The organism is Jejubacter calystegiae (assembly GCF_005671395.1).
In the GTDB taxonomy this organism is placed as follows: Bacteria; Pseudomonadota; Gammaproteobacteria; order Enterobacterales; family Enterobacteriaceae; genus Jejubacter; species Jejubacter calystegiae.
Genome location: NZ_CP040428.1, coordinates 2,728,963 through 2,755,240, shown reverse-complemented (window position 1 = coordinate 2,755,240; position 26,278 = coordinate 2,728,963). Strand labels below are relative to the sequence as shown.

Below are 26,278 nucleotides of genomic sequence, written 5' to 3'. Positions count from 1 at the left end.
GTTATCGGGGTTCAGGCGGCCACGGACTCACCGGAGGCGGCCATAATGCGTTCTTTAGAAACAGAGGAGTCAAAGACGGCGCTGATGCGCCCTTTACTCATCACGATGATCCGGTGCGCCACGCTCAGGCATTCGCCCACTTCAGAGGTGGAATAGACCACCGCCAGCCCCTTACGGGCATTTTCCGCCAGCAGACGAAACACCTCGGCTTTGGCGCCGATATCAATGCCGCGGCTCGGCTCGTCCAGCAGAATCACCTGCGGCCGGGTCGCCAGGATTTTGCCAATCACCACCTTCTGCTGATTCCCGCCGGAAAGTGACCCAATGGCCGCGCTGCCGCCGGCGGTCTTCACCGTGACGTTACGAATAGAGTCATCCACCAGCTGCTTTTCACGGCGCGGCGACAGAACCAGGCTACGGATAAATTCACTGATGCTGGCCAGCGACAGGTTCTCGCCCACCGACATGGTCTGTACCAGACCATCGCGCTGGCGGTCTTCCGGCACCAGCGCCAGCCCGCTTTCGATACGCCGGGCGATGCTGAAATCCGAGACATCTTCGCCCAATAGCTGCACGCGACCGTGACCGGCCCGCAGTTTTCCGGCAATGCACTCCATCAGCTCGGTACGACCGGCGCCCATCAGGCCGTAGATACAGACGATCTCCCCGGCCCGCACTTCCAGCGAAAGATCGTCCACCGCCATATGCCCGCCGGGGCCGGGAACGCTGAGCGACTCCACGCTTAGCGCCACCTCACCGAAGGGGTAGCCTTCCGGCGGCGCCCCCAGGTCGAAGTGCTCCCCCACCATATGGCGCACAATCCACTGCAGATCGATTTCATTGCGGTTAGCGGAAGCGGTCATCTCACCATCGCGTAGCACTACCGCCCGATCGGTAATTTCGAGCGCCTCTTCCAGATGGTGAGAGATATAAACAATCGCCACGCCGCGGCTGGTGAGATCGTGGATTATCTTAAACAACACCTCGACTTCGGCGGCGCTAAGCGCCGAGGTGGGTTCATCCATAATCAGGATCCGGGCATTCACCGACAGCGCCCGGGCGATCTCCACAATCTGCTGCTGACCCAGGCGCAGATCTTCCACTGGCGTCAGAGGGTCAATCTCCTCTTCCAGCTCCGCCATCAACTGACGGGTCAGGCGCTCCTCTTCGGCAAAATCGACCCCGGTGGGCCCCATAATCTCCCGGCCGACAAAGATGTTGTCGCGCACGTTCATATTGGGCGCCAGGTTTAGCTCCTGATGAATAATCGAGATCCCCTGCTCCCGAGCCTGAGTGCTGGATGAAAAGGTCACCAGCTGGCCATCCAGCAGAATTTCACCGGAACTGGGAGTGATCACGCCAGAAAGCACTTTCATCAGCGTCGATTTACCGGCGCCGTTTTCACCGAACAGCGTGGTGACCTGGCCGCGACGAATATCGAAGTTGACTCCCTTCAGGGCGTGGGTCGAACCGTAAACTTTGCTGATATCCCGGGCTGCCAGTACCACATCGTCCCGGAAGTTATCGGATGACGTTAAGGTTGCCTGCATCATTGGATCTCCATCCTTACCGGCGTCACCAGCCAGCTATCGGGATTGAGCAGCCGGAAAACGCCGGTCACTTTGACGGTTTTTCCGCTCAGCGTTTCGCCATCCACCTTATCCAGCACCGCCTGTTTCATGGCCTGATTAAGAGCCGATCCGGCGTTTTGATACTCGATCTGGTTCTTAAAGTCGCCGAACTGGATTTCCCCGGTGGCATCGCGCAGATCGGTGCCGGTCACTACCGGCCCGGTCTGAAGCCGAAGCTGGAACGAAGCGGGCATATCGTTCACCTGCACGGAATAAATTCCTTTCTTACCTTCGCCCACCACGCCGCTAAAAGTCACCGGAAAGACCGCCATCGGCGTACCGACGCCGTACTTTTCGGTCGCCTGCTGGCTGTCAGCTTTTAAGGCGCTGAGCAACATTTTCGCGTTAACCGCCCGCTGCTCTACGCTGTGCTGAATTTTAGGGAAGGTTTCGGCGCCATATTTTTCAGGCGAAAAACCCTGTTCCTGAACATCTTCCGCCGACCCGTGCTTCACCACTTTGGTATCCAGCGCAATGCCGACCAACACAAGCACTGCGGCAACGCAGGCAATCATCGTTCCCTTATGGCGCCGGATACCGGATGGCGTAAATGCAGATGCATGACTCATGTTATCGACCTCACTTTCGTCGCAAACCGCGCTCCTGCGAATGGCGCATGATTCTTATCTGAACCACGTCGGATGTTATAAGTGTGATAATACATGTGATGAAAATGTTAGAAATATAATAGTCTGTCAACGCAGATGGCAGACTTTTTTCCCGGAGAGCGATCTGGATCTAACTCTGAGGATCTGGCGTGATTTTCATCACTTTCTGGCGCGACGCTTAATGTAACCAACATCAAAAAACAGATACGATAACCAATAAAAAACAATTAAAATCAATTAATTAAAAAACAAAACCGCCATTCGCTCAACGCTATTTCCGGATCCCAACCCTGCTGCTCACCTCGCTTTTTCCGTTGACTAAAATGTGATCCACATCGAATCCCCGAATGAAATTTATTACTTAAAAAGAAAAAAAATACGTCAATGGTGTTAAGTCAGTGAGATATGGTGTATCCGTTAAATATCATTTTCGTTACACGGAATTAACAACGAAACGTCAGGCCAGTTTCGTAATCGGAGGCAACACTATGCAGCAAGCCGCGCGCACCAACCGGAAGGAGAGTTCGCATGGACAACCGTGACATTATTTTGGGTATCGATTCCGGTACTTCGGTGGTTAAGGCCGTGGCCTTCAGCCTGGAAGGAGAACAACTGAGCTGCACCTCGGTGCGTAACCGCTACTGGCGCCAGCGCGACGGCGCCGCCCTGCAGGATATGCAGCAAACCTGGGACGACTGCTGTCAGGCCATGCGTATGCTTAGCGACGAGCTGCCCAATCTGGCCCAGCGGGTCGTGGCGGTCTCCGTCACCGGTCAGGGAGACGGCACCTGGCTTGTGGGGCGCGATAACCGCCCAGTGGGCGATGCCTGGATCTGGCTGGACGCCCGGGCCGCCGATACCGTGCATCAGCTCGAACAGCACGAACTGGCCCTGGCCCGCTTCCAGGCGACCGGCACCGGCCTGAATACCTGTCAGCAGGGGGCGCAGCTCGCCTGTATGGACAGCCGCTATCCTCAACTGCTTGATGGCGCCGAAGTCGCCCTGCACTGCAAGGACTGGCTCTATCTGAACCTGACCGGCGTGCGGGCCACCGATCCGTCGGAAGCCAGCTTTACCTTCGGCAACTACCGCACCCGGCGCTATGACGACATCGTGATTGATGCGCTGGGGCTCAATCACCGCCGCGCGCTGCTGCCAGAGATTCTGGACGGCACGCAGACCCCCCATCCCCTGACGGAAGAAGCGGCCCGCACCACCGGGTTACGCCCCGGCACGCCGGTCTGTCTGGGGTTTGTCGATATGGTGATGACCGCCCTCGGCGCGGGGGTGGATACCGGCGATGATGACACCGCCTGCTCGGTAATTGGTTCCACCGGCGTGCATATGCGCGCCGTCAGCGATCGGCAGGTCTGGCTGAACCCCCAGCGCACCGGCTACGTGATAACGCTCCCTTCCCCGGGGCGAGTCACCCAGGTGCAGACCAATATGGCCTCTACCCTGAACCTTGACTGGCTGCTGAATATGGCCCGTTCGCTGGTGGAACAGTTCGGCGGCAAGGCCGACCACGCCGATATGGTGGCGCGGCTGGACGACTGGCTGACCGCCGCACAACCTGGCGGCCTGATGTATCACCCCTATATCTCCATCGCCGGCGAACGCGGCCCCTTTGTTAATGCCAACGCCAGGGCCAGTTTCATTGGGCTGTGTTACACCCACGGTTTTGCCGATCTGGTGCGTGCGGTGATTGAGGGAATGGCGCTGGCCGCCCGGGACTGCTACCGGGCCATGGGCAGCGATGCGCCCCGGGAGCTCCGGCTTTCGGGGGGCGCCATCCGTTCGCCCCAGCTTCGAAGCATCGTCGCCGCCTGTACCGGCGCGCCGGTACGCAACAGCGCCCGGGAAGAGGCGGGAGCTGCCGGCGCCGCCATGATGGCTGCCGTCGCCATTGGCGCTTACCCCACCATGGCGAGCTGTGTCGATACCTGGGTGACGCCGCTACTGGGCGAGCAGGAACCGCCCTGCCCCGACCTGATGGCACGCTACAACACCCTGGATGTCAGCTACCAGCAAACCCGCGAGCTGCTGCCGCCTGTCTGGTCGGCGCTACAGCAGCTCGCGCAACAACCGGATTAGCGCAGGAGAGAATAATGCAAGAGTCATCGATACTGGATCTGTTGGTCATCGGCGGCGGAATCAACGGCGCGGGCATCGCGCGCGACGCCGCGGGACGCGGCCTGTCGGTCCTGATGTGTGAAAAGGACGATCTGGCCGAAGGCACCTCATCCCGCTCCGGCAAGCTGGTGCACGGCGGTCTGCGTTACCTGGAATATTACGAATTCCGCCTGGTGCGCGAAGCGCTCATCGAACGTGAAGTGCTGCTGCGCTCGGCCAGCCATATTATCTGGCCGATGCGCTTTGTCCTGCCCCACAGCCCCACGGATCGCCCGGCATGGCTGGTACGGCTGGGGTTGTTTCTTTACGACCACCTGGGGGGGCGTAAAAAACTGCCCGGCACCCGCGCCCTGGACCTGCACCGGGATCCGGAAGGCGAGCCGCTGCTCGATCAGTACCGGCGCGGCTTTGAATACTCCGACTGCTGGGTGGATGACGCCCGTCTGGTGGCCCTGTGCGCGCTGGACGCCAGCGAGCGCGGCGCCACCATCGCCACCCGCACCGCCTGCGTGGCGGCAGAGCGTCGGGACGACCACTGGGAAGTAACCCTGCTCGATACCGTTAGCGGTGGCCGCCGCCAGGTAAAAGCCAAAGCACTGGTTAACGCCGCCGGGCCATGGGTGTTGGATATCATCCATGACGTGACCCACAGCCGCTCTAATCGCCGGGTGCGGCTGGTCAAAGGCTCCCATATTATCGTTCCCAAATTCTGGGAAGGTCAGCAGGCCTATCTGGTTCAGAACCCGGACAAGCGAGTCATCTTTATCAACCCCTATGAGGGCGATAAGGCGCTGATCGGCACCACCGATATCCCCTGGGAGGGCAAAGCCGAAGAGGTGGCCGCCATTGAGCCGGAGATCGACTATCTGATCAACGCGGTTAACCGCTACTTCAAGGTTGAACTGCGGCGCGACGACGTGCTGGTTCATTTTTCCGGCGTGCGGCCGCTGTTCGACGACGGTAAAGGCAACCCTTCCGCCGTCACCCGTGACTACGAGTTCGAACTGGACGCTCAGGGTCAGGCGCCGCTGCTGCACGTGTTTGGCGGTAAGATCACCACCTTTCGCAAGCTGGCGGAACATGCCATGCAGCAACTGGCCCCCTATTTTCCGGCCATGGGGCCGGACTGGACCGCCCAGGGCGTGCTGCCCGGCGGCGAGATCGAAAACGGCGACTTCGCCACCTTCCTGGGGCAGGTCAAAAAGCGCTGGCCCTGGCTACCGGCCCCCCTGCGCCGCCACTACGCCCGACTCTACGGCGCCCGCATGGAGCAACTGCTGGGCGATGCCCAACGGCTGGAGGATCTCGGCGAATGGTTCGGCAGTTGTCTCTACGAAGCCGAAGCCCGTTATCTGATAGATCATGAGTGGGCCCGTGAGCCCGAAGATGTGCTGTGGCGCCGCACCAAGCACCGCCTGCATCTGAATGAGCAGCAGATAACCCGTTTCAACCACTGGTTTGCCGCAAGCGCGACGCCATCACGCCTGCATGCCGCCAGTTAGGGAGTCCATATGCCGCTAACGCTCTCGCTCAATACCAATCCGTTGGTTAACCGCATCGCCAGACCGGAAGCGTTGATTGACTGCATCGCCAGAGAGATTCGGCTACGCGATGTTCAGCTCACGCACGAATTTATTAATCCTTCCTGGCCTGCCTCAACCCTTAACGCGCTCATCCGTCGTACCCGGGCGCGCCTGGCGCACACCGGGGTGCGCATCACCTCGGGCATGACCGGCCCCTATGGCCGCCTGAACCACTTCGGCCATCCGGATCCGGCGGTACGCCGCTACTACATCGACTGGTTTAAAATCTTTGCCGATATGATTGCCGAGCTGGGCGGCAGCGCTGTCGGCTCGCAGTTCGCCATCTTTAGCTGGGAGGATTTCAACGACCCGGCGCGGCGCGAAGCCCAAATCACCTGCGCCATCGACTGCTGGGCCGAGGTAGCGGAGCACGCCAAAGCAGCCGGACTACGCTATCTGTTCTGGGAGCCGATGAGCATCGGCCGGGAATTCGGCGAAACCATTCCGGCAAGCCTGGCGCTGCAAAACCGGCTTAACGAGGCGGGGCTGGCGATTCCGATGTGGATGATGGCCGATATCGACCACGGCGACGTCACCTCCAGCAGCCCCGACGATTACGACCCTTACGCCTGGGCTACAGCCGTACCGCGCTGCTCGCCCATTATCCATATCAAACAGAGTATGATGGATAAAAGCGGGCATCGACCCTTTACCGCCCGCTATAATGCCAACGGCCGTATCCAACCACAAGCGCTGCTCGATGCGCTGGCCCGTGGCGGCGCCCGGGATAACGAACTCTGCCTTGAACTGAGCTTTAAAGAGCGCGAACCCGCGGACAGCAACGTCATTGCCGATATCGCTGAGAGCGTCGCCTTCTGGGCCCCCTGGGTAGAGACCGGCGCCAACGACCTGAATTAACGCAGAGGAGAAACAATGAGCACGGAAGAGTCACTGGTCCTGCGCGCCGCCTGGCTGCACTTTGTGGGCGGCCTGACCCAGGCCGAGGTGGCAAAACGTCTGGGACTCCCCTCAGTCAAAACCCACAGGATGATTGCCAGAGCGGTGGCGGAAGGCGCGGTAAAAGTCTCTATCGATGGCGACATCGTGGAGTGTATTGAACTGGAAAACCAGTTGCGCCAGCGTTACGGTCTGGCGGAGTGCCGCATCGCGCCGGACCTGGGGGAAAACGGCCTGCCGGAGCGCACGCTCGGCATGGCCGGCGCCGAATACCTGAAATCGCTGCTGTCGCGCGGCGAACTGAAAACCCTGGGGCTGGGCCATGGCCGTACGCTGTCGGCGATGGTGCATCAAATGCCACGAATGGAAGTGCCCGATATCCAGGTGGTTTCGCTGCTGGGCTGTCTGACCCGCAACTACGCCCTGAATCCCCACGACGTCATGCACCGTATCGCCGCAAAGACCGGCGCCATGGCCTATATGATGCCGGTGCCCTTCTTCGCCAATACCGCTGAAGACCGCGAAGTGCTGCTGGCCCAGCGCGGCGTCAGCGAGGTATTCCGGATGGCGGCGGAAGCGGACTATAAGCTGGTAGGTATCGGCACCGTTGAACCTGCAACCCAACTGGTGGAATCCGGCATGCTGGAGCAGCGCGATATGCTGGCCATCGCCCGGGACGGCGGCGAAGGCGAGATCCTAGGCCATTTTGTGGACAGGCGCGGCAATATCCTGCACACCACCCTGACCGATCGCATCCTTGCCGTTCCCCTGTCGCTGCAACGCAAGGAGCGCATCGTCGCCCTGGCGGGCGGCCCCGGAAAGATCGGCGCTCTGCGGGCAGTGCTTAACAGCGGGCTGCTGCACGGGCTGATTACCGATGAGAAAAGTGCCCGGGCGCTGGTAGATAACGCGGAATAATCCAGGATCGCTCGTTTTGCCATGGCCAATTTTTCACCAGACGTTCAGAATATTCTGTAACTGCAGGAAGCAGTTCCAACAACATCCTGAACGGAGGGCTTATGGATCAAAGCAAGCGCATTCTGGAACTCAACCGCCGGCTCCCGCTGGTGACCTTTATTATTTGCAGCGTCTCATTCGCTGCAGCTTCACTGGTTTTACTGGTGTTTGGTTAATAACCCGCCCCGAAACAAGAACCCACTCTTTGTCCGGGGCGCCTTTCCCTGTCAACCTCATCACAACGGGCACCACCATTGATATAAATTTGGAATAGTGCATTCTGAATGGCAACCACTGTTGGCCAGGCAAATCATTATCTTCACGTAGAATGGGATAGTTCTAATGAACGCTTTCTTTTCCTCCACGGCAAACTGCGATGTCCGCTGGCAGGATTTACCGGGAAGCGGCGCACCGCTTATTTTTATTCATGGTCTGGGATGCGCCTCTTCGTACGAATATCCACGTGTTGTCACAGACCCCATGTTCAGAGGTAGAAGAGCAATACTGGTCGATTTACCCGGTTGCGGGTATAGCCAAAAACCGAAGAATTATAGCTATTCGATTTCCGATCAGGCTCGGGTCGTGGCGGAACTGGTGGAATACCTGGGATTAGCACAATGCTTCCTGTATGGACACAGCATGGGAGGCAGCATCAGCATTGAGGCAGCCGAATACCTCGGAGAACGGTTATCAGGGCTGGTTGTCTCCGAGCCCAATTTTCATCCCGGAGGAGGATTTTTCAGCCAGCAAATCTGTAGTCACAGCGAAGATGAATTTGTTAACGGAATCTGGCAGAGCATGATAACCCGGGATACCGGCCCATGGGCTGGAAGTCTGGCAGTAGATGCCCCCTGGGCAGTGTGGCGCGGTGCAGCCAGTCTGATAGCAGGCAGCAACTGGTACGAGCGTTTCGTTGCCCTGCCAGTGGCAAAACAGCTACTCGTTGGAGAACACTCTTTACCGGATGAGGATTTTGCCACTCTGACAGCCTCCGGAATATCAACGCTGATACTCGCAGACTGTGGGCATTGTATGTCATGGGAAAATCCGGAAGCGCTGGCGCATGCGCTGGCAAACTTCTGTCGATAAACGATCCCGGTATGCCGTCGCGCAGAGCGGGCGACGGCGCGCCTGAGTCTCCGCCCAAATATCGGGCGGAGGTGCCGCCCGGCTTATAAAACCATCAGAGGGCGAAACTGCAGAGGTACTGACTCAGGAGATAAACAGACTCAGCAGCAACACCATCATCAGCCCCACCACCGAATTAATCAGCTCCAGCAGCCCCCAGGTTTTAAAGGTATCGCGCATCGAAATGCCGAAAGTCTCTTTAAACAGCAGGAAACCGCCGTCGTACATCAGGGTAATGGTATTGCTGCCGCAGGCCACCGCCAGACACATCAGCGCTGGATTCAGGTTAAAGGCGCCCACCATCGGGGAGACGATCCCGGCAGAAGTAATGGCCGCTACCGCGCCCTGACCGGTCAGAATACGAATGATGGCGGTGATAAGCCATGCGATGATAAAGGGCGACAGATTCACGTGGCTCATTACTGTGACGATATGGTCGCCCACGCCGGAGTCGATAATCACCTGCTTCAGTATGCCACCGGCGCTGATCACAAACAGCACGTTGGCGATTTTCGCCACCGAATCGCTCACACAGCCGTTAACCTGACCGGCGTTCATACCGCGACGGATGCCCAGCAGCCAGATGGCGGCACCGGTCGCCAGCAGCATGCTGATTTCGGCGCTGCCCAGGAACTCAAAAAACTTCGCCACGCCGGACTCCGCTCCCAGCAGCGAATGAATCAGCGACGACGCAATCATCAGCAGGGCTGGAATCAGCGGAATCGAGATGCTGATAGCAAACGAAGGCAACTGGTGCGCCGGTTTTTCCTCCTGAGGTTTGATCATCGCGTTCAGCTTCATATCGCGAATGCCGGGCAGGAAGGCAGGCAACAGAATCCCGGCACAGAACAGCGCCGGAATAATCACCAGAACGCCATAGAGATAAACCTGCACGATATCAGCCTGGAAAGCGCTGACCAGCGCCACCGGGCCGGGCTGCGGCGGGAACAGGCTGTGGCCCATAGTGGCGCCCACAACCGTTGGGATCACCAGTTTCATCCAGGGAATATTCGCCTTACTGGCGATATTCAGCACCAGCGGCATGGCTATCAGGAACGCCACTTCATAAAACATGGCGATACCGAAGATAACGCCGATAAACATCAGGCCAATGGCCAGAAAACGGGTGCCACAATGCCTGATAACCGTATCGGCAATCTGCTGGCTGGCGCCCGACTCCGTCATAAATTTACCGATAATGGCACCGAAGATAATAATCAGCGCCAGGTGCCCCATAATACCGCCCAGCCCCTGCTGGACCATGGAGACGATTTTATCGAAAGGCACCCCTTCCATTATTGCCACAAATAATCCGGCAATTAACAACGCGAAGATATTATGAACCTTATATTTCACGTTCATAATAACCAGTAACCCAATCCCTACCAGAACCCAGAGCAAAGCCAAAGCTGGAGACATACTATCCTCCCGACAGTTCTATTATTATTTTAAAGCGCCGGGAAACCCGGCGCGAAAGAAGAGGGTTTATCAGGACTTCTGATTTTCCAGAGCTTCCCACAGCCCCAGCAGATAGGTAGCGCCAAGAGCGCGGTCATAGAGCCCATAGCCCGGACGCCCGGTTTCGCCCCAGATAAAGCGACCGTGGTCAGGGCGAATATAGCCATCAAAGCCATTATCGTGCAGCGCCTGCATGACACGATACATATCCAGCGAACCATAACGGGTAGGATGCGCCGACTCATAAAAATCTTTATCTTTAATGATTTTGATATTGCGCACGTGAGCGAAATGAATACGGCCACGGCGGCTAAATTCGGCAAGAATTTCACAAACGTTATTTTGCGGCTCTTCGGCAATAGAGCCGGTACACAGCGTAATACCATTCGCCGGGGAGTCAACGGCATTACACAGCCAGTCGAGATCGTCGCGGTTTTTAATAATACGCGGCAGGCCAAAAATAGAATACGGCGGATCGTCAGGATGAATCGCCATCTTCACGCCAACCTCTTCACAGACCGGTATCACCCGCTCCAGGAAGTAGACCAGGTTTTCACGCAGTTTGTCGTCATCCACGTCTTTATAGCTGTCGAACAGCGCCTGAACCTGCGCCAGACGCTCCGGCTCCCAGCCCGGCAGCGCAAAACCGTTGGAGTTGCCCAGAACTTCGGCCACCACCTGCTCCAGGGTTTTATCGATGCCCGCCTTCTCAAAGGCCATCGTCAGGGAGCCATCTTCCAGCCGGTAGTTCATATCGGTCTTCATCCAGTCGAAGACCGGCATGAAGTTGTAGCAAATGACCTTAACGCCAAAGTCCGCCAGATTGCGGATAGTCTGCTGATAGTTGGCGATATAGCGATCGCGCTCCGGCAGGCCAATCTTGATAGCGTCGTGAATATTCACGCTTTCGATCACTTCCATGGTCAGACCGGCGTTATGGGCCTGAGCCACCAGCGCCTGAATCTTCTCTTTCGGCCAGACTTCGCCGACGGCAACGTCGTATAACGCGCCAACAACACCTTCAACACCCGGCACCTGGCGGATCTGCTCCAGGGTCACTTTATCTTCATCTGGCCCGAACCAGCGCATCGTCATCTGCATGATTATTTTTGTCCTTACCGCTCACACTGAGAGATTAACTACCATACTAGTTAGTTCATAGCATACCGGGAGATCCCCCCTGCTTTTAGTGATCGAACTCACAAAACCAGGCAACGTGGAAGATTTATGGCGAATGGGTAGATTCATCACAAACTGGCGTGACGCTTTTGAAAGCAAAGGCTGACAGAATATGAAACGACAGCGGGTCGCTCCGTTCACTTTATGCAGCTGATTCTCTGTTGATTCACAGCCGGTGAACGGGCCAGGGGCTCAGTCGCCGCACCCTGGCAACCCGGCTTTCCGGCGGTAAAAAACGCCGCTGGCGCGGTCCCCTCCGCTTATCACTCCGGGCTTTTCGGACCGGGCGAGAGCCGCCTTCCCTGGCGGCCTCGCCCTGGAGTGACATCCCTGTCACTCCTCCGGCCCTCCGTGAACGCTTCGGCGTCTTTTAAGCCGGGATATAACACCCTCGTCGCTTCAGTCTATTTTTTCAAATGACACCAGCAATCGCTTTCCAGATGAAGCGGAGCAGAAGATTAAAAGCGGTGACACTCCGGCCTGAAAATCGCCGAAGCGTTCACGGCCGCCAGGGTCACCCCGACAGGGATGTCGGGGTGAGGGCGTGCGGCACACGGACGTGCCGTCACGCCCGCCCCGTCCGGCGGACGGGAAAAGCGCAGGGAACCCGAAGGGCGATTTTTACGCCGGAAAGCCGGGGGTGGTCAGGGGGACTGGCGTTTGAAGTCCCCCTGACCCGTTCACCGGCTCCGGAATCGACATATAAAAAATCACCTTAAGGTGAACGGAACCTTTGCCAACGTGACATATTCCTCCGGAACACGGCACCGCCGCAGAAAAATTTCCGCCCAATGAAACAACACCAGAAGGAAACTGGCTATCAGCCAGGTTACCCCGCCAGCACCTTATCTTTATCGATCCCCAGTCGTTTCATACGAGAAATCAGCGTGGTGCGCTTGAGCCCCAGACGCTGGGCCGCTCCTCTGGGACCGGCGATAACGCCGTTGGTCTCTTTCAGTACCCGAACAATGCGCTGGTATTCATCTTCGCCTTCGCGCGGCGGCGCTTCTTCCGGCAGCGCATCGTGGCGCGCCTGGAACGGCAGCATCATCTCCGGCAGCGAAAGTTGTAGCACATTGCCCCGGGTCAGCAGCACCGCCCGTTCAATCACGTTTTCCAGTTCGCGCACGTTACCTGGCCACTCCATCCGGCTTAGCGTGCGCAGGGTCTCCGCCGGAATACTGTCGATGGTACGCTCCAGCCGCCGGGCGATTTTAAAGGTGAACGCCTTCACCAACAGTGGAATATCCTGGGGACGTTCGCGCAGCGGCGGCAGATGGATGGGGAAGACGTTAAGCCGATAATAAAGGTCGCTACGAAACGCTTTGTCGGCCACCATCTGCTGTAAATCGCAGTTGGTGGCGGCGATCAGGCGCACATCGGTGCGGATCACCTTATTGCTGCCCAGCCGCTCAAACTCCTGCTCCTGAAGCACCCGCAGCAGTTTGGGCTGTAGCTCCAGCGGCATATCGCCGACTTCATCCAGAAACAGCGAACTTTTATCCGCCAGCTCGAAGCGCCCGATATGCTGGGCGCTGGCGCCGGTAAAGGCGCCGCGTTCATGACCGAACAGATCGCTTTCCAGCAGACCGGCCGGCATGGCGGCGCAGTTAAGCTTCACCATCCGCCGCCCGTTGCGCGCGCTCTGATTATGGATAGCCCTGGCGATCAGCTCCTTGCCGGTCCCGGTCTCCCCCAGAATCAGCACGGTGCTGTTACTCTGGGCCACCATCTCGACCTGGCGCATCACATCACGCATCGCCTGGCTCTGACCGATGATTTCGCCAAAATCGGCGGCGACGTTGTTAATCTGCTCGGTCAGCGCCAGGTTTTCATCGATCAGCCGCTCTTTCAGGCGGCGGATCTCCTGATAAGCCAGCGCGTTATCCACCGCAATGGCGATCCGCTCAGCAATCTGATGCAACAGCTTCAGATTGGCGGTGGTGAAAATATGTTCCTGGCACTGGGCCAGCTTCAGTACCCCAAGGATATTATCGCCAGACATCAGCGGCAGCAGGCACAGGGTCTGAATTTGATTGCCCCACATATCGAACAACATACGTTCATAGGGGGCCAGGCTGTCGCGCTGATGCAAATTCAGCAGCAGCATCTTTTTACTGTTGAACACCCGTTCCGACAGCGTGCCCTGCTCGTTCACCTCGCTCTGGTCGTGAACCGGAGAATCGCGATCGATATAGTGGGTGGAATAGACCGTCAGCCGGTGACGCCGGTTGGCGCGCAGCACAATGCTGATGGAATCGATACCGAAATTATTGTGGATCTCATGGGCGATTTCGCTAATCAGCTCATCGAGATCCAACTTTGACAGCACGGCGTTGGTAATGGCTACCAGCAGGCGAAAGTCGTTACGCTCGCGGCACAGCAATTCATGATGCTGGTTGTCGTTCAGGCGGCTCTGGATCTGCTCCACCGCCAGCGCCACCACCTGGGCCAGCGATCGCAGCCGCGAACGCTCTTTTTCGCTCCATGGGCGATCGTCCAGCCGCAGTATCTCGCAGCCGCCGACAATCTTGCCGCCCAGGGCCAGCGGCAGCATGCCGTAATAGCCAAAGGCAGGATACAGCCCGCTGACGGCCAGGGTCGGCCAGACCTCGTGAAACTCTGCGGCTGCGCAGTGCAGCATCTCCGGGCGCGCCAGGATATGACTAACGGGACCGCCCGCCATCGCCAGCTCATCCACTTTGATAATGGCCTCGCCGCTATCATCCACGCCGAAATAGCGCACCTGGGGGTGCTGTTCATCCGCCGCCAGAACAATGGCGGCATGACAGGCCAGGTCGGCCTGTTGCAGATGCTGCGTCAGCGCCTGCGCAAGGGTGCAGAGATCCGGCTGCTGCAACAGCGTGCGCGTCAGATTAAAGAGCTGCTGCTCCTGGGGATCGCCCATTGATGTAAGAGACATTGCGTTATCCAGACGTTATTGAGTGCAGAGAGCGGCGGGAATCCCTGAGTTTAACAAATACGGGGTAGGGGTTCGGAATGCGGTAGATCAAGGGTACGTTGAACACCGTAAAATCCGGATAACCGGACACCCCGCTGCGCCACCACTTCGCCAATAATCGCGGCATCGCGCCCCAGCGGATGCGCCCGCAGCCGTTCCAGCAGCGTCTGCGCCCACTCCGCCGCCACGCCGATGACCAGCTTGCCTTCATTGGCAAAATTCAGCGCATCCAGCCCCAGTAATTCGCAAACGCCGCGCACCGCCGGTTTCAGGGGCAGCGCCTGCTCTTCCAGCTCAATGCCGCAGCCGCTGGCGGCGGCAAATTCGTGGGCCACGGCGTTTACCCCGCCCCGGGTGGCGTCACGCATGGCTCTGATACCCGGCACGTCGCGCAGCGCGGCAATCAGCGGCGCCAGCAGCGCACAGTCGCTGATGAGTTCCCCTTCCAGCCCCAGCTGTTCGCGCAGATTCAGGATGGTGGCGCCGTGATCGCCCAGGGTGCCGCTGACCAGCAGCCTGTCCCCGGGTTGCAGCCGGGCGGCCCCCCACTCCAGCCCCTCCGGAATCACGCCGATACCGGCGGTATTGATAAACAGCTTATCGGCGGCGCCGCGGGGCACCACTTTGGTGTCGCCGGTCACGATGGCGATGCCCGCCTCCCGGGCGGTGGCGGCCATACTGCGCACCACCGACTCCAGCGTCGCCATCTCCAGCCCCTCTTCCAGAATAAAGCCGCACGAAAGCCAGCGCGGGGTGGCGCCTCCCACGGCGATATCGTTGGCCGTACCGCACACCGCCAGCTTACCGATATCTCCCCCCGGAAAGCTTAGCGGATCAATCACATAACTGTCGGTGGAAAAGGCCAGACGATCCCCTACTTCGCTCAACAGATGCAGCGGTATCCGCGCCTGATCCTCCTGAGTCGCCAACAGCGGATTATCGAATGCCGCCATAAACAGCGTGGCGATAAGCTTCTGCATCGCCCGGCCGCCGCTGCCCTGGGCCAGAGTCACTGTACTCATGCTTCCTCCTCCTGAAAGCGATACTGATACCAGGCGGCACAGGCTCCCTCTGAAGAGACCATCAGCGCGCCAAAGGCGTTGTCAGGATGACAGCGCTGACCCAGCAGCGGGCAGTCGACGGGCTTGCAGCGCCCGGTCAGCACATCGCCGCAGCGCGCTTCGGGGGAGTCGCACACCTGACGCCTGCGCGGCTGAAAGCGGCGCTCGGCATCAAACGACTGGTAAGGCGCCGTTAGCTGTACGCCGGATTCGACAATGGTGCCCAGACCGCGCCACTCGCTGTCGCCGCTGATGGCAAACACTTCTGCCATCGCCTGGCGGGCCAGAGGATTACCGGCATCCGGCACCACCCGCCGGTACTGATTTTCTACCCGGCTAACCCCGGCGCAGATCTGCTCTACCAGCAGGATAACGCCCTGGAGCAGATCGAGCGGCTCAAAGCCTGCCACCACCAGCGGCCGCCGGTATGCTTCGGCAATAAAATCGTAAGCGCCGGTACCGATAACCATGCTGACATGCCCCGGCGCCAGGAAAGCGTCGATACCATTTTCCGGCTGATCCAGCAGACTTTTTAGGGTGGGCAGCAGCGTGATGTGCTGACAGAACATAAAGAAGTTGTTGACCCCTTCGAGCCGCGCCTGACGCAGGGTAACTGCGGTAGCGGGCATGGTGGTTTCAAAGCCCAGGCCGAAGAACACCACCTCGCGCTGCGGGTTGTCCCGGGCAAGGGTAAGGGCATCCATCGGCGAGTAGACCACCCGCACATCGGCGCCGCGGGCTTTGGCATCCAGCAGCGATCCCTCTTTTCCCGGCACCCGCATCGCGTCGCCGAAGGTGCAAAAAATCACCCCATCATGACTGGCGATCTCAATGCAGGCGTCGATACGTCCCATCGGCAGCACGCAGACCGGGCAACCGGGGCCGTGGATAAATTCGATATTGTCCGGCAGCAGTTGGTCCAGCCCAAATTTGAAGATGGCATGGGTATGGCCGCCGCAGACCTCCATAATGCGCAGCGGCCGCCGGGCGTCGTAAGGCAAGTGCCGGGCACACGCTTTAAGCTGCTCAATTAACTGCATCACCCGTTCCGGGGCGCGATATTCATCAACAAAACGCATCAGCGCGCCTCCTCGCCATAAAGCAGCGGGCCGACGTCCGGCTCTACCTCAAACATATTTTGCAGCGCCTCCAGGGTGTCGAGCGCTTCGCGTTCATCGATGATGCTCATGGCAAACCCCACGTGCACCAGCACCCACTGCCCCACCCGGGAATGGCCCTCTTCGTCCTGCGCCCCCACCAGGGTTAAATCCACCTGGCGCTGAATGCCGCAGACTTCGACCAGCGCCGCCTGAGGCGACGGGATAGCGCGAATTTGCCCCGGAACGCCTATGCACATCGCTGCGCCTCCAGCCAGGCAAGCCAGGCATCCATCCCCTCGCCGGTGGTGGCAGAAATCGGCAGAATCTCGATATCCGGATTCACCTGGCGAGCGCTGGCGATACAGGCTGCCATATCGAAGTTGAGCCAGGGCAGCAGATCGACCTTATTTAGCAGCATCAGCGAAGCGGCGGCAAACATATGCGGATACTTAAGCGGTTTGTCCTCCCCTTCGGTCACCGAAAGCACCGCCACCTTATGACGCTCACCCAGATCGAAGCCAGCGGGACAGACCAGATTGCCCACGTTCTCAATAAACAGAATGCCGCCAGGCGGAAGCGGTAAACGGCGGCTGGCGGTCTGAACCATCTGCGCATCCAGGTGGCACCCCTTACCAGTATTGACCTGAATCGCCGGGGTGCCGGTAGCGCGAATACGTTCGGCGTCATTCAGGGTCTGCTGATCCCCTTCAATCACGGCGCAGGGCACCTGCCCCTTCAGGCGCTTAAGAGTCTCGCTCAATAGCGTGGTCTTACCGGAGCCCGGGCTGGAAACCAGATTCAGCGCCAGCAGGCGACTGGCGGCAAAGGCGGCGCGGTTATCCCCGGCCAGCCGGTTGTTTTTATCCAGCACGTCGAGCTCCAGCTCCAGCATGCGGCGCTGCCCCATTCCCGGCGCGTGGGCCCCTGCCTCGCCGCAACCGTAATCCAGATCGCCATTTTGCGCGCGGCGAGGCTGAAACGACGTTGAGGTGACGCCCGTTATCCGCAGCCCCTGACGCGGCGCCGCGGCAAAGGGCGCGTGGGAATGATGATAGCCATCGCCTTCAATATGGAGATTGCCCTCTCCACAGCCACAGGTGGTACACATAGTTAACTCCTACTCTATTTCCAGGCGCTTAATCTGAAGACCGTCATCGGCCACGATGCGTAGCTCATCGCTCAGGCAGTCAGGGCAACGCCGCACCCGGCTGCTTAACAGGGTGACGTAGCGCTGGCAGCGCTGGCACCAGCATTCCGCTTCCTGCTGTTCGATATTCAGTTCGCAGCCTTCGGCCAGGGTTTCCCGGCACACCAGTTCAAAGCAGAACTCCAGCGCGCTGCGTTCCACGCAGGAAAAAGCCCCAATCGACAGCCACACGCCGGTCACCCGACGGGCGCCGTGGCTTTGAGCCTGCTGTTCAATGAGTTCAATCGCACGCTGGCAAAGTGTGATTTCGTGCATAGAGCGCCTCCGGATTCGTCACGATATTCCGTGACCATCCCGTCAATGCAACAACCATGCCATAAGAAAAATAACGGTGCGTCTGTGGTGACGAAGGCTGTCGAAATGACATGTCACCAGGCGACGATGGCGCGTCACCATGGAATAAAGTTGTTTAGTTTCAATCAAATAAAAACTGGCACAGAAAGTGCTAATGGAGAGGTATCCGTATCAGCAGGACATTATTCATGACCATTTCTGAGTTAAGTTATAAGGCGGCGTTTATTGCCGATCGCCGCCGCCAACTCCATAAACAGTGGCATACCTACTGCAATACCCTGATCCAAGCTGTCACTACCACCAAGCAGACGCTGCATCTGGAAATTCAAAGCTCCCCTGATGAAGGGCTGAACTTCTCGCTTTTCAACCAGTTCACTCTTCAGGTGACGCGAGATACCGGTTTCAACGATCGCGAAATCCACTACATTCTGAGCACCCGTGACGGCCAGCACCGTATCCCGCTGGCCAGCAGCCAGTTGGGCATCGACGGCTTACTTGACGGTCAGATCCGCAACACCGACCGCCAGGCGGTGCTGGAGCACTATCTGGCCCGGATTAGCTGTATTTACGACCACCTGTATCAGGCTATGCAGCAGGACATTCCGCTGACGGTAGAGGCGCTGGCCCCCGCTCTGTTACGTCCGTCCCAGGCCTGAATCATGCAGTGTCGAAAAGTGTCGAAAAATGACACCTGCGACGCTGCTTCGTCAAAAATGACCACTTCGAGGATGTCCGGGTGAACCGTTTTGTCATCGCCGATCCCAAACTCTGTATAGGCTGCCATACCTGCGAGGCCGCCTGTTCAGAGAACCATCGCCATCAGGGGCTGCAATCCATGCCGCGCCTGAAGGTGATGCTGAACCAAAAAGAGTCCGCTCCCCAGCTGTGCCATCAGTGTGAGGATGCCCCCTGCGCCCAGGTATGTCCGGTTAACGCCATTAATCGGGTAAACGGCGCGGTACAGCTGAATGAAAGCCTGTGTGTGAGTTGCAAACTGTGCGGTATCGCCTGCCCGTTCGGCGCCATCGAATTTTCCGGCAGCCGCCCGCTGGATATACCGGCCAACGCCAACAGTCCCAAAGCGCCCCCGGCACCGCCCATGCCGCCCAAAGTCAGCACCTTTCTGGACTGGGTGCCCGGCATTCGCGCCATTGCCGTGAAGTGCGACCTCTGCGACTTCGACGAACAGGGCCCGGCCTGTATCCGCACCTGCCCAACCAAAGCGCTGCGCATCGTCAGCAACGACGATATCGCCGATTCCAGCCGCCGTAAGCGCGAACGGGCTATCGGTATGGACTTCGGCGCGCTATCGGCCTTTTCCAGCCATGGGAGAAACACACAATGACGCTGGTGACTCTGATGAATAACGCGCTGCTGCTGCCCGAAGCCGGAGCACTCCTTTCGGCGCTACTGGCTTTTCATCGCCCCCTGAGCGGCCTGGTTGCCGGCATCGCCGGCGCGCTGGCCTGTCTCTGCGCGCTGGTTGGCGGCGTGCTGGCGCTGACCGGCCTGCCGGTGACGGTAGCGCTGCTTAGCGGCCGTCATGCGCTGCTGCTGACGCCGCTGAATGCGGTCTGGCTTATCACCATCGGCCTGTGCGGCCTGTTTATCTGCCTGTATCACATTGGCTGGCAGCGCCATCCCGCTACCCGCATCACCGGGCCGCTGCTGCTTTTGGTGCTGACGGGCGCCCTGATGGCGGTAACGGCGGATAATCTTGCCACCCTGGTCGTCGGGGCGGAGATCGCAGCCCTGAGCGCCGTCTTTCTGACCGGTAATGCGCAGCAGGGCAAGCCGTGGTTCGTTCTGGGGCGCCTGGGCACGCTGCTGCTGGCCGGCTGCTGTCTGTTGTTGTGGCGGCAATACGGCACGCTGGATCTGGCCGCGCTGCACCGTCTGGCGGCGCTCGACGCGCCCGATGCCTTTACGCTGCTGACAGGCCTGGCGGGCTTTGGTCTGCTGGCAGGAATTATTCCTCTGCACGGCTGGGTTCCTCAGGCCCATGCCAGCGCAAGCGCTCCGGCCGCCGCGCTGTTTTCCGCCGTGGTGCTAAAAACCGGTATCTGGGGCCTGCTGAGCCTGGCCCTGTTGAGCCCGGTTCCGCCGCTGTGGTACGCCATTGCGCTTATGGTGCTGGGGATGATCACCGCCTTTATCGGCGGCCTTTATGCGCTGATGGAACACAATATTAACCGTCTGCTGGCTTACCACTCACTGGAAAATATCGGCATTATTCTGCTGGGGTTAGGGGCGGGCCTGACCGGCTACGCTCTGCATTCCCCTATGCTTGCGGCGCTGGGCATGGTGGGCGGTCTTTATCATCTGTTCAACCATAGCCTGTTTAAAACCACCCTGTTTCTTGGCGCAGGCGCCGTCTGGTTCCGTACCGGACACCGCGATATCGAAAAACTGGGCGGCATCGGCAAACGGATGCCGGCTATCTCGCTGGCCATGCTGGTTGGGCTGATGGCGATGGCTGCCCTGCCTCCGCTGAACGGCTTTGCCGGGGAATGGGTTATCTATCAATCCTTCTTCCGTCTCGGAGAACAGCCGCTGCTGCTGGCGCGTCTGCTCGGCCCGCTGCTGGCGGTGGGGTTGGCAATCACCGGCGCGCTGGCGGTGATGTGTATGGCGAAAGTCTACGGCGTGACCTTCCTGGGCGCGCCGCGCACCCCGGAAGCGGAGCGGGCCACCCCAGCCCCCTGGCTGATGACCCTGTGCGTTGTCGTACTGGCGCTGTGCTGCGTGGCAGGTGGCGTGGCTGCCCCCTGGCTGCTACCGCTGCTGGGCTCCGTGGTCGCCATTCCTGGCGACGCTTCCAGCAGCGTGGTATCTCAGCCGCTGATCGCTCTGCTGCTTATCGCCTCCCCGCTGCTACCGTTTATCGTCATGCTGCTGCGGGGCGATCGCCTGCCCGCGCGGCGTCGCGGCAGCGCCTGGGTATGCGGCTACGATCACGAGCCCGCCATGGTGATTACCGCCCACGGTTTCGCGGCGCCGCTGAAAAGCGCCTTTGGGCCCGTCTTCGCCCTGCGCCGGGTGCTCAACCCGCTTCCCCTGCTGCCGCTCTGGCAGCATCAGGCGCTGCCTTCCCTGTTCCGACGTCTGGCGGTGATCGAGCTGGGCATTCTGCTGGCCGTTGTGATGACCCGGAGTCTGTAAGATGAATACTCTGATTTTCGCCCTGATTCAGGCGCTGGCGCTGTTCGCGCTGGCGCCGCTGTTCGCCGGACTGACCCGCGTCGCCCGCGCCCGCCTGCACTGCCGTCGCGGCCCTGGCCTGCTCCAGGAATACCGGGATCTGTTCAAGCTGCTGGGTCGCCAGAGCGTGGCGCCCGCCGACTCAGGCTGGGTCTTTCGCCTGACCCCTTTTGTGCTGACCGGCGTGATGCTGGCCATCGCCGCAACTCTGCCGCTGATTACGCCGCGCGCGCCGCTGACCGGACTGGGGGATCTGGTAACCCTGATCTACCTGTTCGCCATCGCCCGCTTCTTTTTCGCCATTGCCGGACTGGATACCGGTAGCCCCTTCACCGGCATCGGCGCCAGCCGCGAGGCCCTGCTGGGAGTGCTGGTGGAGCCCATTCTGCTGCTCAGCCTGTGGGTGGTGGCGCAGGTGGCCGGTTCCACCCATATCGATGCCCTGGTCGCCACCGTGCGCGCCTGGCCCGTGGCCCACAGTCTGACCCTGGTGCTGGCGTGGCTTGCCTGCGCCTTCGCCACCTATATCGAAATGGGCAAACTGCCCTTCGACCTGGCCGAAGCGGAGCAGGAGCTTCAGGAAGGGCCGCTCTCTGAATACAGCGGCAGCGGCTTCGCGGTGCTGAAGTGGGGCATCAGCCTGAAGCAACTGGTGGTGCTGCAAATGTTTATCAGCGTGTTTATTCCCTGGGGGCAGATGAGCCACTTCTCGGCTGGCGCCCTTGTCCTCGCCATGGTGCTGGCGCTGGTGAAACTCACGTTCGGCATTCTGATCATCGCGCTGTTTGAAAACAGCATGGCGCGCCTGCGTTTTATGGCTACCTCCCGTATTACCTGGACCGGCTTCGGCCTGGCATTTTTAGCATTCGTCACCCTGCTGGCGGCGTGACAGGAAGAGATTTTCGATATGTCTGAACAAAAATTGGGTCAACACTATCTGGCCGCGCTGCGCCAGGCCATGCCCGGCGCCGTGCTGGACGAAGCCTGGCAGACCCGGGACCAGCTCACCATCACCGTACAGCTCAACCGCCTGCCCGACGTTGTAGAGTATCTCTATTACCAGCAGGGCGGCTGGCTGTCGGTGCTGTTCGGTAACGACGAGCGCAAGCTGTGCGGCAATTATGCCATCTACTATGTGCTGTCGATGGAAAAAGGCGTTCGCTGCTGGATAACGGTCCGCGCCGAAGTGGACGCAAACAATCCCGAATTCCCCTCCGTCACCCCGAAAGTGCCCGCCGCGGTATGGGGCGAGCGCGAGGTGCGCGATATGTATGGCCTGCGCCCGGTGGGGCTGCCGGATGAACGTCGCCTGGTGTTACCGGATGACTGGCCGGACGAACTGTGGCCGATGCGCAAAGACAGCATGGACTACCGCCAACGCCCTGCTCCCACCAGCGACCGGGAAACCTATGAGTTCATTAACGAACTGGGGGATAAAAGCAATAACGTGGTGCCGATCGGCCCGCTGCACGTCACGTCTGACGAGCCCGGCCACTTCCGGCTGTTCGTCGACGGCGAAACCATTATCGACGCTGACTATCGCCTGTTTTACGTCCACCGCGGCATGGAAAAACTGGCGGAAACCCGTATGGGCTATAACGAGGTCACCTTCCTTTCCGACCGGGTCTGCGGTATCTGCGGCTTCGCCCACAGCACGGCCTATACCACCTCGGTGGAGAACGCGATGGGCATTGTAGTGCCGGAACGGGCCCAGATGATCCGCGCGATTCTACTGGAAGTGGAACGCCTGCACAGCCACCTGCTGAATCTGGGGCTGGCCTGTCACTTCGTTGGCTTCGATTCCGGCTTTATGCAGTTTTTCAGGGTGCGCGAGCAGTCCATGAAAATGGCGGAGATCCTGACCGGCGCCCGTAAAACCTACGGCCTGAACCTGATAGGCGGCATCCGCCGCGACATGCTGAAGGACGATATTATCCAGACCCGCCAACTGGCGCAGCAGATGCGGCGCGAGGTTCAGGATCTGGTGGATATCCTGCTCAGCACCCCCAACATCGAACAGCGTACCCTCGGCATTGGTCGTCTCGACCCTCAGGTAGCCCGCGACTACAGCAACGTCGGCCCGATGGTGCGCGCCAGCGGACATGCCCGCGACACCCGCGCCGACCATCCGTTTGTCGGCTACGGCTTGCTGCCGCTCGAAGTGTTCAGCGAACAGGGCTGCGACGTGATCTCACGCCTGAAGGTGCGCATCAACGAGGTGTTCTGTTCCCTTAATATGATCGATTACGGGCTGGATAACCTGCCCACCGGGCCGCTGATGACCGAAGGCTTCACCTATATTCCCGGCCGTTTCGCCCTGGGCTTCAGCGAAGCGCCGCGCGGCGACGATATCCACTGGAGCATGACCGGCGACAACCAGAAGCTCTACCGCTGGCGCTGCCGGGCCGCCACCTACGCCAACTGGCCGACGCTGCGCTATATGCTGCGCGGCAATACGGTTTCCGATGCGCCGCTCATTATCGGCAGCCTCGATCCCTGCTACTCCTGCACCGACCGTATGACGGTAGTCGATGTTCGCAAGCGCAAAAGCCAGGTCGTGCCCTATAAGGAGATCGAGCGTTACGCCATCGAGCGTAAGAACTCGCCGCTGAAATAACACCGCGGCCCCGCCGCCGCGGGGCCTCTGGAGCAACCATGATTCCGTTTATTAAAAAAGTCCTGAAAACCGGCACCGTCACCACGCCTTATCCGCTGCAACCGGTGGAGGTGGATAAAAATTTTCGCGGCAAGCCGCAGCACAATCCGGCCCAGTGCATCGGCTGCGCCGCCTGCGTAAACGCCTGCCCGTCCAACGCCCTGAGCGTCGCGCTTACCGACACCCAAAACCGACTCGACTGGCAGTTCAATCTTGGCCGCTGTATCTTCTGCGGCCGCTGTGAAGAGGTCTGCCCCACCGCCGCTATCGCGCTGACCACTGAATACGAGCTGGCGGTCTGGCGCAAAGAGGATTTTCTGCAACAGGCCAGCTTTGAGGTTTGCCACTGCCGCAGCTGCCAGCGCCCCTGGGCGGTACAGAAGGAGATCGATTATGCCATCGCGCTGCTGAAACAGGGCGGCGACCAGCGCGCCGAGCGGCATCGCGAAAGCTTCGAAACCTGCCCGGAGTGCAAGCGCCAGCAGGGTCTGGCCCCTTCCGCGCTTATCGATTTAACCCGTGAAATGAAGGAGGCCATCTGATGAGCCAGCTCCTGGGTCCGCGTTCGGCCTCTGGTCAGCCACTCCCCATGACGGTGGATGAGTCCATTGCCAGCATGAAGCAGTCGCTGTTGAAAAAAATTAAGCGTTCTGCCTGGGTCTATCGGGTAGACTGCGGCGGCTGTAACGGCTGCGAAATTGAAATTTTCGCTACCCTTTCACCGGTGTTCGACGCCGAACGTTTCGGCATCAAGGTGGTGCCGTCGCCGCGTCACGCCGATATTCTACTGTTTACCGGCGCCGTAACCCGCGCGATGCGCTCCCCGGCCCTGCGCGCCTGGGAATCGGCGCCAGACCCCAAAATCTGTATCTCCTACGGCGCCTGCGGCAATAGCGGCGGCATCTTCCACGATCTGTACTGCGTCTGGGGCGGTACCGACCAGATCGTGCCGGTGGACGTCTATATTCCCGGCTGCCCGCCATCGCCCGCCGCCACGCTCTATGGTTTTGCCATGGCGTTAGGGTTGCTGGAACAGAAGATCCACGCCCGGGAGCCAGGTGAAAGCGACAACCAGCCTGCCAGCCTGCTACATCCGGATATGGTGCAGCCGCTGCGGGTCCGCATCGACCGGGCCGCGCGACGTATGGCGGGCTATCGCTACGGGCGGCAGATCGCCAACGACTACATGCAGCATCTGGCAGAGGGCGACGGCGCCCTGGCGGGCTGGCTTAATGAACAGCAGGATCCGCGCCTTAATGAGATCGTCACAGCGCTGAACGAGGTGGTTGAGCGGGAGCGAATCCGATGAGCGGGCGCGTTATCTTCAGCCAGTTGAGCCGTAAATTCGTTGATGAAAACGAAAATACGCCGGACCAGGCCCAACAGGTTGTCTACTACAGTCTGGCCATTGGCCACCATCTGGGGATTATCGACTGCCTGCAGGCGGCGCTGGTCTGTCCGCTGGAAGCCTGGCCGGCGTGGGTCGCCACGCTGCCCGCGGGCGAAGCGCAGCGCAAAATGACCGGCGTAACGCGCTTTGGCGAAATCGTTGTCGACCAGAGCCACGTGACCCTGCTGGCAACCGCTTTAGACGCGGCGCTGCCTCAGCAAACGCCGCAGCAGCAGAACTGGAGTCGCGAATTGATGCGACTGCTCCGAACGATTCAACAGGAACCCGCAGTCTACCTGATGGTAAGGAGGCAAGATGACTGATGTATTGCTGTGCGTGGGCAACAGTATGATGGGCGATGACGGCGCCGGTCCGCTGCTGGCGGAAATGTGCCAGACCAGCCCGCGCGGCGAATGGGTGGTTATCGACGGCGGTAGCGCGCCGGAAAATGACATCGTCGCCATTCGCGAACTGCGCCCGGATCGCTTGCTGATTGTCGATGCCACCGATATGGGCCTGAACCCCGGCGAGATGCGGATTATCGACCCGGAAGATATCGCCGAGCTGTTTCTGATGACCACCCACAATATGCCGCTCAACTATCTGGTGGAGCAGCTACAGGACGATGTGAAACAGGTTATCTTCGTGGGTATCCAGCCCGATATCGTCGGCTTCTGCTACCCGATGACCGAACCGGTACGCCGTGCCGTGGAAGATCTCCATCGCCGCCTGGAAAACTGGCAGGAACAGGAAGGCATCTCGCAGCTTTAACCCGTCAGGCTACCTCTTACGCCTTTGCATAGTATCTCTGTTTTTCCGCCGCCGCTGACTAC

24 protein-coding genes are annotated in these 26,278 nt (G+C 59.6%); 14 read left to right on the top strand and 10 right to left on the bottom strand.

Going from position 1 to position 26,278, the window contains the following annotated elements; all coding sequences use genetic code 11:
• Positions 1 to 11 precede the first annotated feature (11 nt).
• The gene (locus FEM41_RS12550) at positions 12 to 1,550 is read right to left on the bottom strand and encodes a sugar ABC transporter ATP-binding protein (RefSeq protein ID WP_138099185.1); all 1,539 of its coding nucleotides are present in this window, start codon (positions 1,548 to 1,550) and stop codon (positions 12 to 14) included.
• Positions 1,550 to 2,200 (bottom strand): DUF2291 domain-containing protein, encoded by a 651-nt coding sequence (locus tag FEM41_RS12545; protein ID WP_196240461.1) that lies wholly within the window; start codon positions 2,198 to 2,200, stop codon positions 1,550 to 1,552. The genes FEM41_RS12550 and FEM41_RS12545 overlap by 1 nt, the downstream gene beginning before the upstream one ends.
• Before the next feature lie 567 nt (positions 2,201 to 2,767).
• Between FEM41_RS12545 and FEM41_RS12540 the strand changes: the two genes are divergently transcribed.
• The 5 genes from FEM41_RS12540 (at position 2,768) to FEM41_RS12520 (ending at position 8,898) form a co-directional block, all read left to right on the top strand.
• Positions 2,768 to 4,333: an FGGY-family carbohydrate kinase gene (locus tag FEM41_RS12540; protein WP_138096294.1), complete on the top strand. Its 1,566-nt coding sequence runs from the start codon at positions 2,768 to 2,770 to the stop codon at positions 4,331 to 4,333.
• Positions 4,334 to 4,347: 14 nt separating this feature from the next.
• On the top strand, positions 4,348 to 5,874 hold the full coding sequence (locus tag FEM41_RS12535; RefSeq protein ID WP_138096293.1) for a glycerol-3-phosphate dehydrogenase: 1,527 nt from the start codon (positions 4,348 to 4,350) through the stop codon (positions 5,872 to 5,874).
• Between the two features lie 9 nt (positions 5,875 to 5,883).
• The gene (locus FEM41_RS12530; protein ID WP_138096292.1) at positions 5,884 to 6,813 is read left to right on the top strand and encodes a sugar phosphate isomerase/epimerase family protein; all 930 of its coding nucleotides are present in this window, start codon (positions 5,884 to 5,886) and stop codon (positions 6,811 to 6,813) included.
• Positions 6,814 to 6,828: 15 nt separating this feature from the next.
• Complete coding sequence (locus tag FEM41_RS12525; RefSeq protein ID WP_138096291.1) at positions 6,829 to 7,770, top strand: sugar-binding transcriptional regulator; 942 nt, start codon at positions 6,829 to 6,831, stop codon at positions 7,768 to 7,770.
• Between the two features lie 381 nt (positions 7,771 to 8,151).
• A complete protein-coding gene (locus FEM41_RS12520; protein ID WP_138096290.1) occupies positions 8,152 to 8,898 on the top strand; it encodes an alpha/beta fold hydrolase in 747 nt (248 codons plus the stop codon).
• A gap of 123 nt (positions 8,899 to 9,021) precedes the next feature.
• On the opposite strand, the gene FEM41_RS12515 is transcribed toward FEM41_RS12520, so the two are convergent.
• From FEM41_RS12515 to hypA, 8 genes are all read right to left on the bottom strand, one after another.
• Entirely contained in the window at positions 9,022 to 10,356 is a 1,335-nt protein-coding gene (locus tag FEM41_RS12515; RefSeq protein WP_138096289.1) for a gluconate:H+ symporter, read from the bottom strand.
• Positions 10,357 to 10,425: 69 nt separating this feature from the next.
• Positions 10,426 to 11,496, bottom strand: a complete 1,071-nt coding sequence (uxuA, locus tag FEM41_RS12510) for a mannonate dehydratase (RefSeq protein WP_138096288.1) — start codon at positions 11,494 to 11,496, stop codon at positions 10,426 to 10,428.
• A 907-nt stretch (positions 11,497 to 12,403) separates the two neighbouring features.
• Complete coding sequence (gene flhA, locus FEM41_RS12505) at positions 12,404 to 14,497, bottom strand: formate hydrogenlyase transcriptional activator FlhA (RefSeq protein ID WP_138096287.1); 2,094 nt, start codon at positions 14,495 to 14,497, stop codon at positions 12,404 to 12,406.
• Between the two features lie 50 nt (positions 14,498 to 14,547).
• Positions 14,548 to 15,558, bottom strand: a complete 1,011-nt coding sequence (gene hypE, locus FEM41_RS12500; protein WP_138096286.1) for a hydrogenase expression/formation protein HypE — start codon at positions 15,556 to 15,558, stop codon at positions 14,548 to 14,550.
• Positions 15,555 to 16,676: a hydrogenase formation protein HypD gene (gene hypD, locus FEM41_RS12495; protein WP_138096285.1), complete on the bottom strand. Its 1,122-nt coding sequence runs from the start codon at positions 16,674 to 16,676 to the stop codon at positions 15,555 to 15,557. Before hypD ends, hypE begins: the two co-directional genes overlap by 4 nt.
• Positions 16,676 to 16,954 (bottom strand): HypC/HybG/HupF family hydrogenase formation chaperone, encoded by a 279-nt coding sequence (locus FEM41_RS12490; RefSeq protein WP_138096284.1) that lies wholly within the window; start codon positions 16,952 to 16,954, stop codon positions 16,676 to 16,678. The genes hypD and FEM41_RS12490 overlap by 1 nt, the downstream gene beginning before the upstream one ends.
• Complete coding sequence (gene hypB / locus FEM41_RS12485; protein WP_138096283.1) at positions 16,945 to 17,805, bottom strand: hydrogenase nickel incorporation protein HypB; 861 nt, start codon at positions 17,803 to 17,805, stop codon at positions 16,945 to 16,947. The genes FEM41_RS12490 and hypB overlap by 10 nt, the downstream gene beginning before the upstream one ends.
• A 9-nt stretch (positions 17,806 to 17,814) precedes the next feature.
• Entirely contained in the window at positions 17,815 to 18,159 is a 345-nt protein-coding gene (gene hypA, locus FEM41_RS12480) for a hydrogenase maturation nickel metallochaperone HypA (RefSeq protein WP_138096282.1), read from the bottom strand.
• A gap of 227 nt (positions 18,160 to 18,386) precedes the next feature.
• Between hypA and FEM41_RS12475 the strand changes: the two genes are divergently transcribed.
• From FEM41_RS12475 to hycI, 9 genes are all read left to right on the top strand, one after another.
• Positions 18,387 to 18,854: a transcriptional regulator gene (locus FEM41_RS12475; RefSeq protein WP_138096281.1), complete on the top strand. Its 468-nt coding sequence runs from the start codon at positions 18,387 to 18,389 to the stop codon at positions 18,852 to 18,854.
• An 80-nt stretch (positions 18,855 to 18,934) separates the two neighbouring features.
• Positions 18,935 to 19,543 (top strand): 4Fe-4S dicluster domain-containing protein, encoded by a 609-nt coding sequence (locus FEM41_RS12470; RefSeq protein ID WP_138096280.1) that lies wholly within the window; start codon positions 18,935 to 18,937, stop codon positions 19,541 to 19,543.
• Positions 19,540 to 21,360, top strand: a complete 1,821-nt coding sequence (gene hycC / locus FEM41_RS12465) for a formate hydrogenlyase subunit 3 (protein WP_138096279.1) — start codon at positions 19,540 to 19,542, stop codon at positions 21,358 to 21,360. The genes FEM41_RS12470 and hycC overlap by 4 nt, the downstream gene beginning before the upstream one ends.
• 1 nt (position 21,361) lies before the next feature.
• The gene (locus FEM41_RS12460; RefSeq protein WP_138096278.1) at positions 21,362 to 22,288 is read left to right on the top strand and encodes a respiratory chain complex I subunit 1 family protein; all 927 of its coding nucleotides are present in this window, start codon (positions 21,362 to 21,364) and stop codon (positions 22,286 to 22,288) included.
• 18 nt (positions 22,289 to 22,306) lie between these two features.
• The gene (locus FEM41_RS12455; RefSeq protein ID WP_138096277.1) at positions 22,307 to 24,016 is read left to right on the top strand and encodes a hydrogenase large subunit; all 1,710 of its coding nucleotides are present in this window, start codon (positions 22,307 to 22,309) and stop codon (positions 24,014 to 24,016) included.
• A gap of 38 nt (positions 24,017 to 24,054) precedes the next feature.
• Positions 24,055 to 24,597, top strand: coding sequence for a formate hydrogenlyase complex iron-sulfur subunit (locus tag FEM41_RS12450; RefSeq protein WP_138096276.1), 543 nt, complete (start codon positions 24,055 to 24,057; stop codon positions 24,595 to 24,597).
• Positions 24,597 to 25,364 (top strand): NADH-quinone oxidoreductase subunit B family protein, encoded by a 768-nt coding sequence (locus FEM41_RS12445; protein ID WP_138096275.1) that lies wholly within the window; start codon positions 24,597 to 24,599, stop codon positions 25,362 to 25,364. The genes FEM41_RS12450 and FEM41_RS12445 overlap by 1 nt, the downstream gene beginning before the upstream one ends.
• The gene (locus tag FEM41_RS12440) at positions 25,361 to 25,768 is read left to right on the top strand and encodes a formate hydrogenlyase maturation HycH family protein (protein ID WP_138096274.1); all 408 of its coding nucleotides are present in this window, start codon (positions 25,361 to 25,363) and stop codon (positions 25,766 to 25,768) included. Before FEM41_RS12445 ends, FEM41_RS12440 begins: the two co-directional genes overlap by 4 nt.
• Positions 25,761 to 26,216, top strand: a complete 456-nt coding sequence (gene hycI / locus FEM41_RS12435) for a hydrogenase maturation peptidase HycI (protein WP_138096273.1) — start codon at positions 25,761 to 25,763, stop codon at positions 26,214 to 26,216. The genes FEM41_RS12440 and hycI overlap by 8 nt, the downstream gene beginning before the upstream one ends.
• Positions 26,217 to 26,278 lie beyond the last annotated feature (62 nt).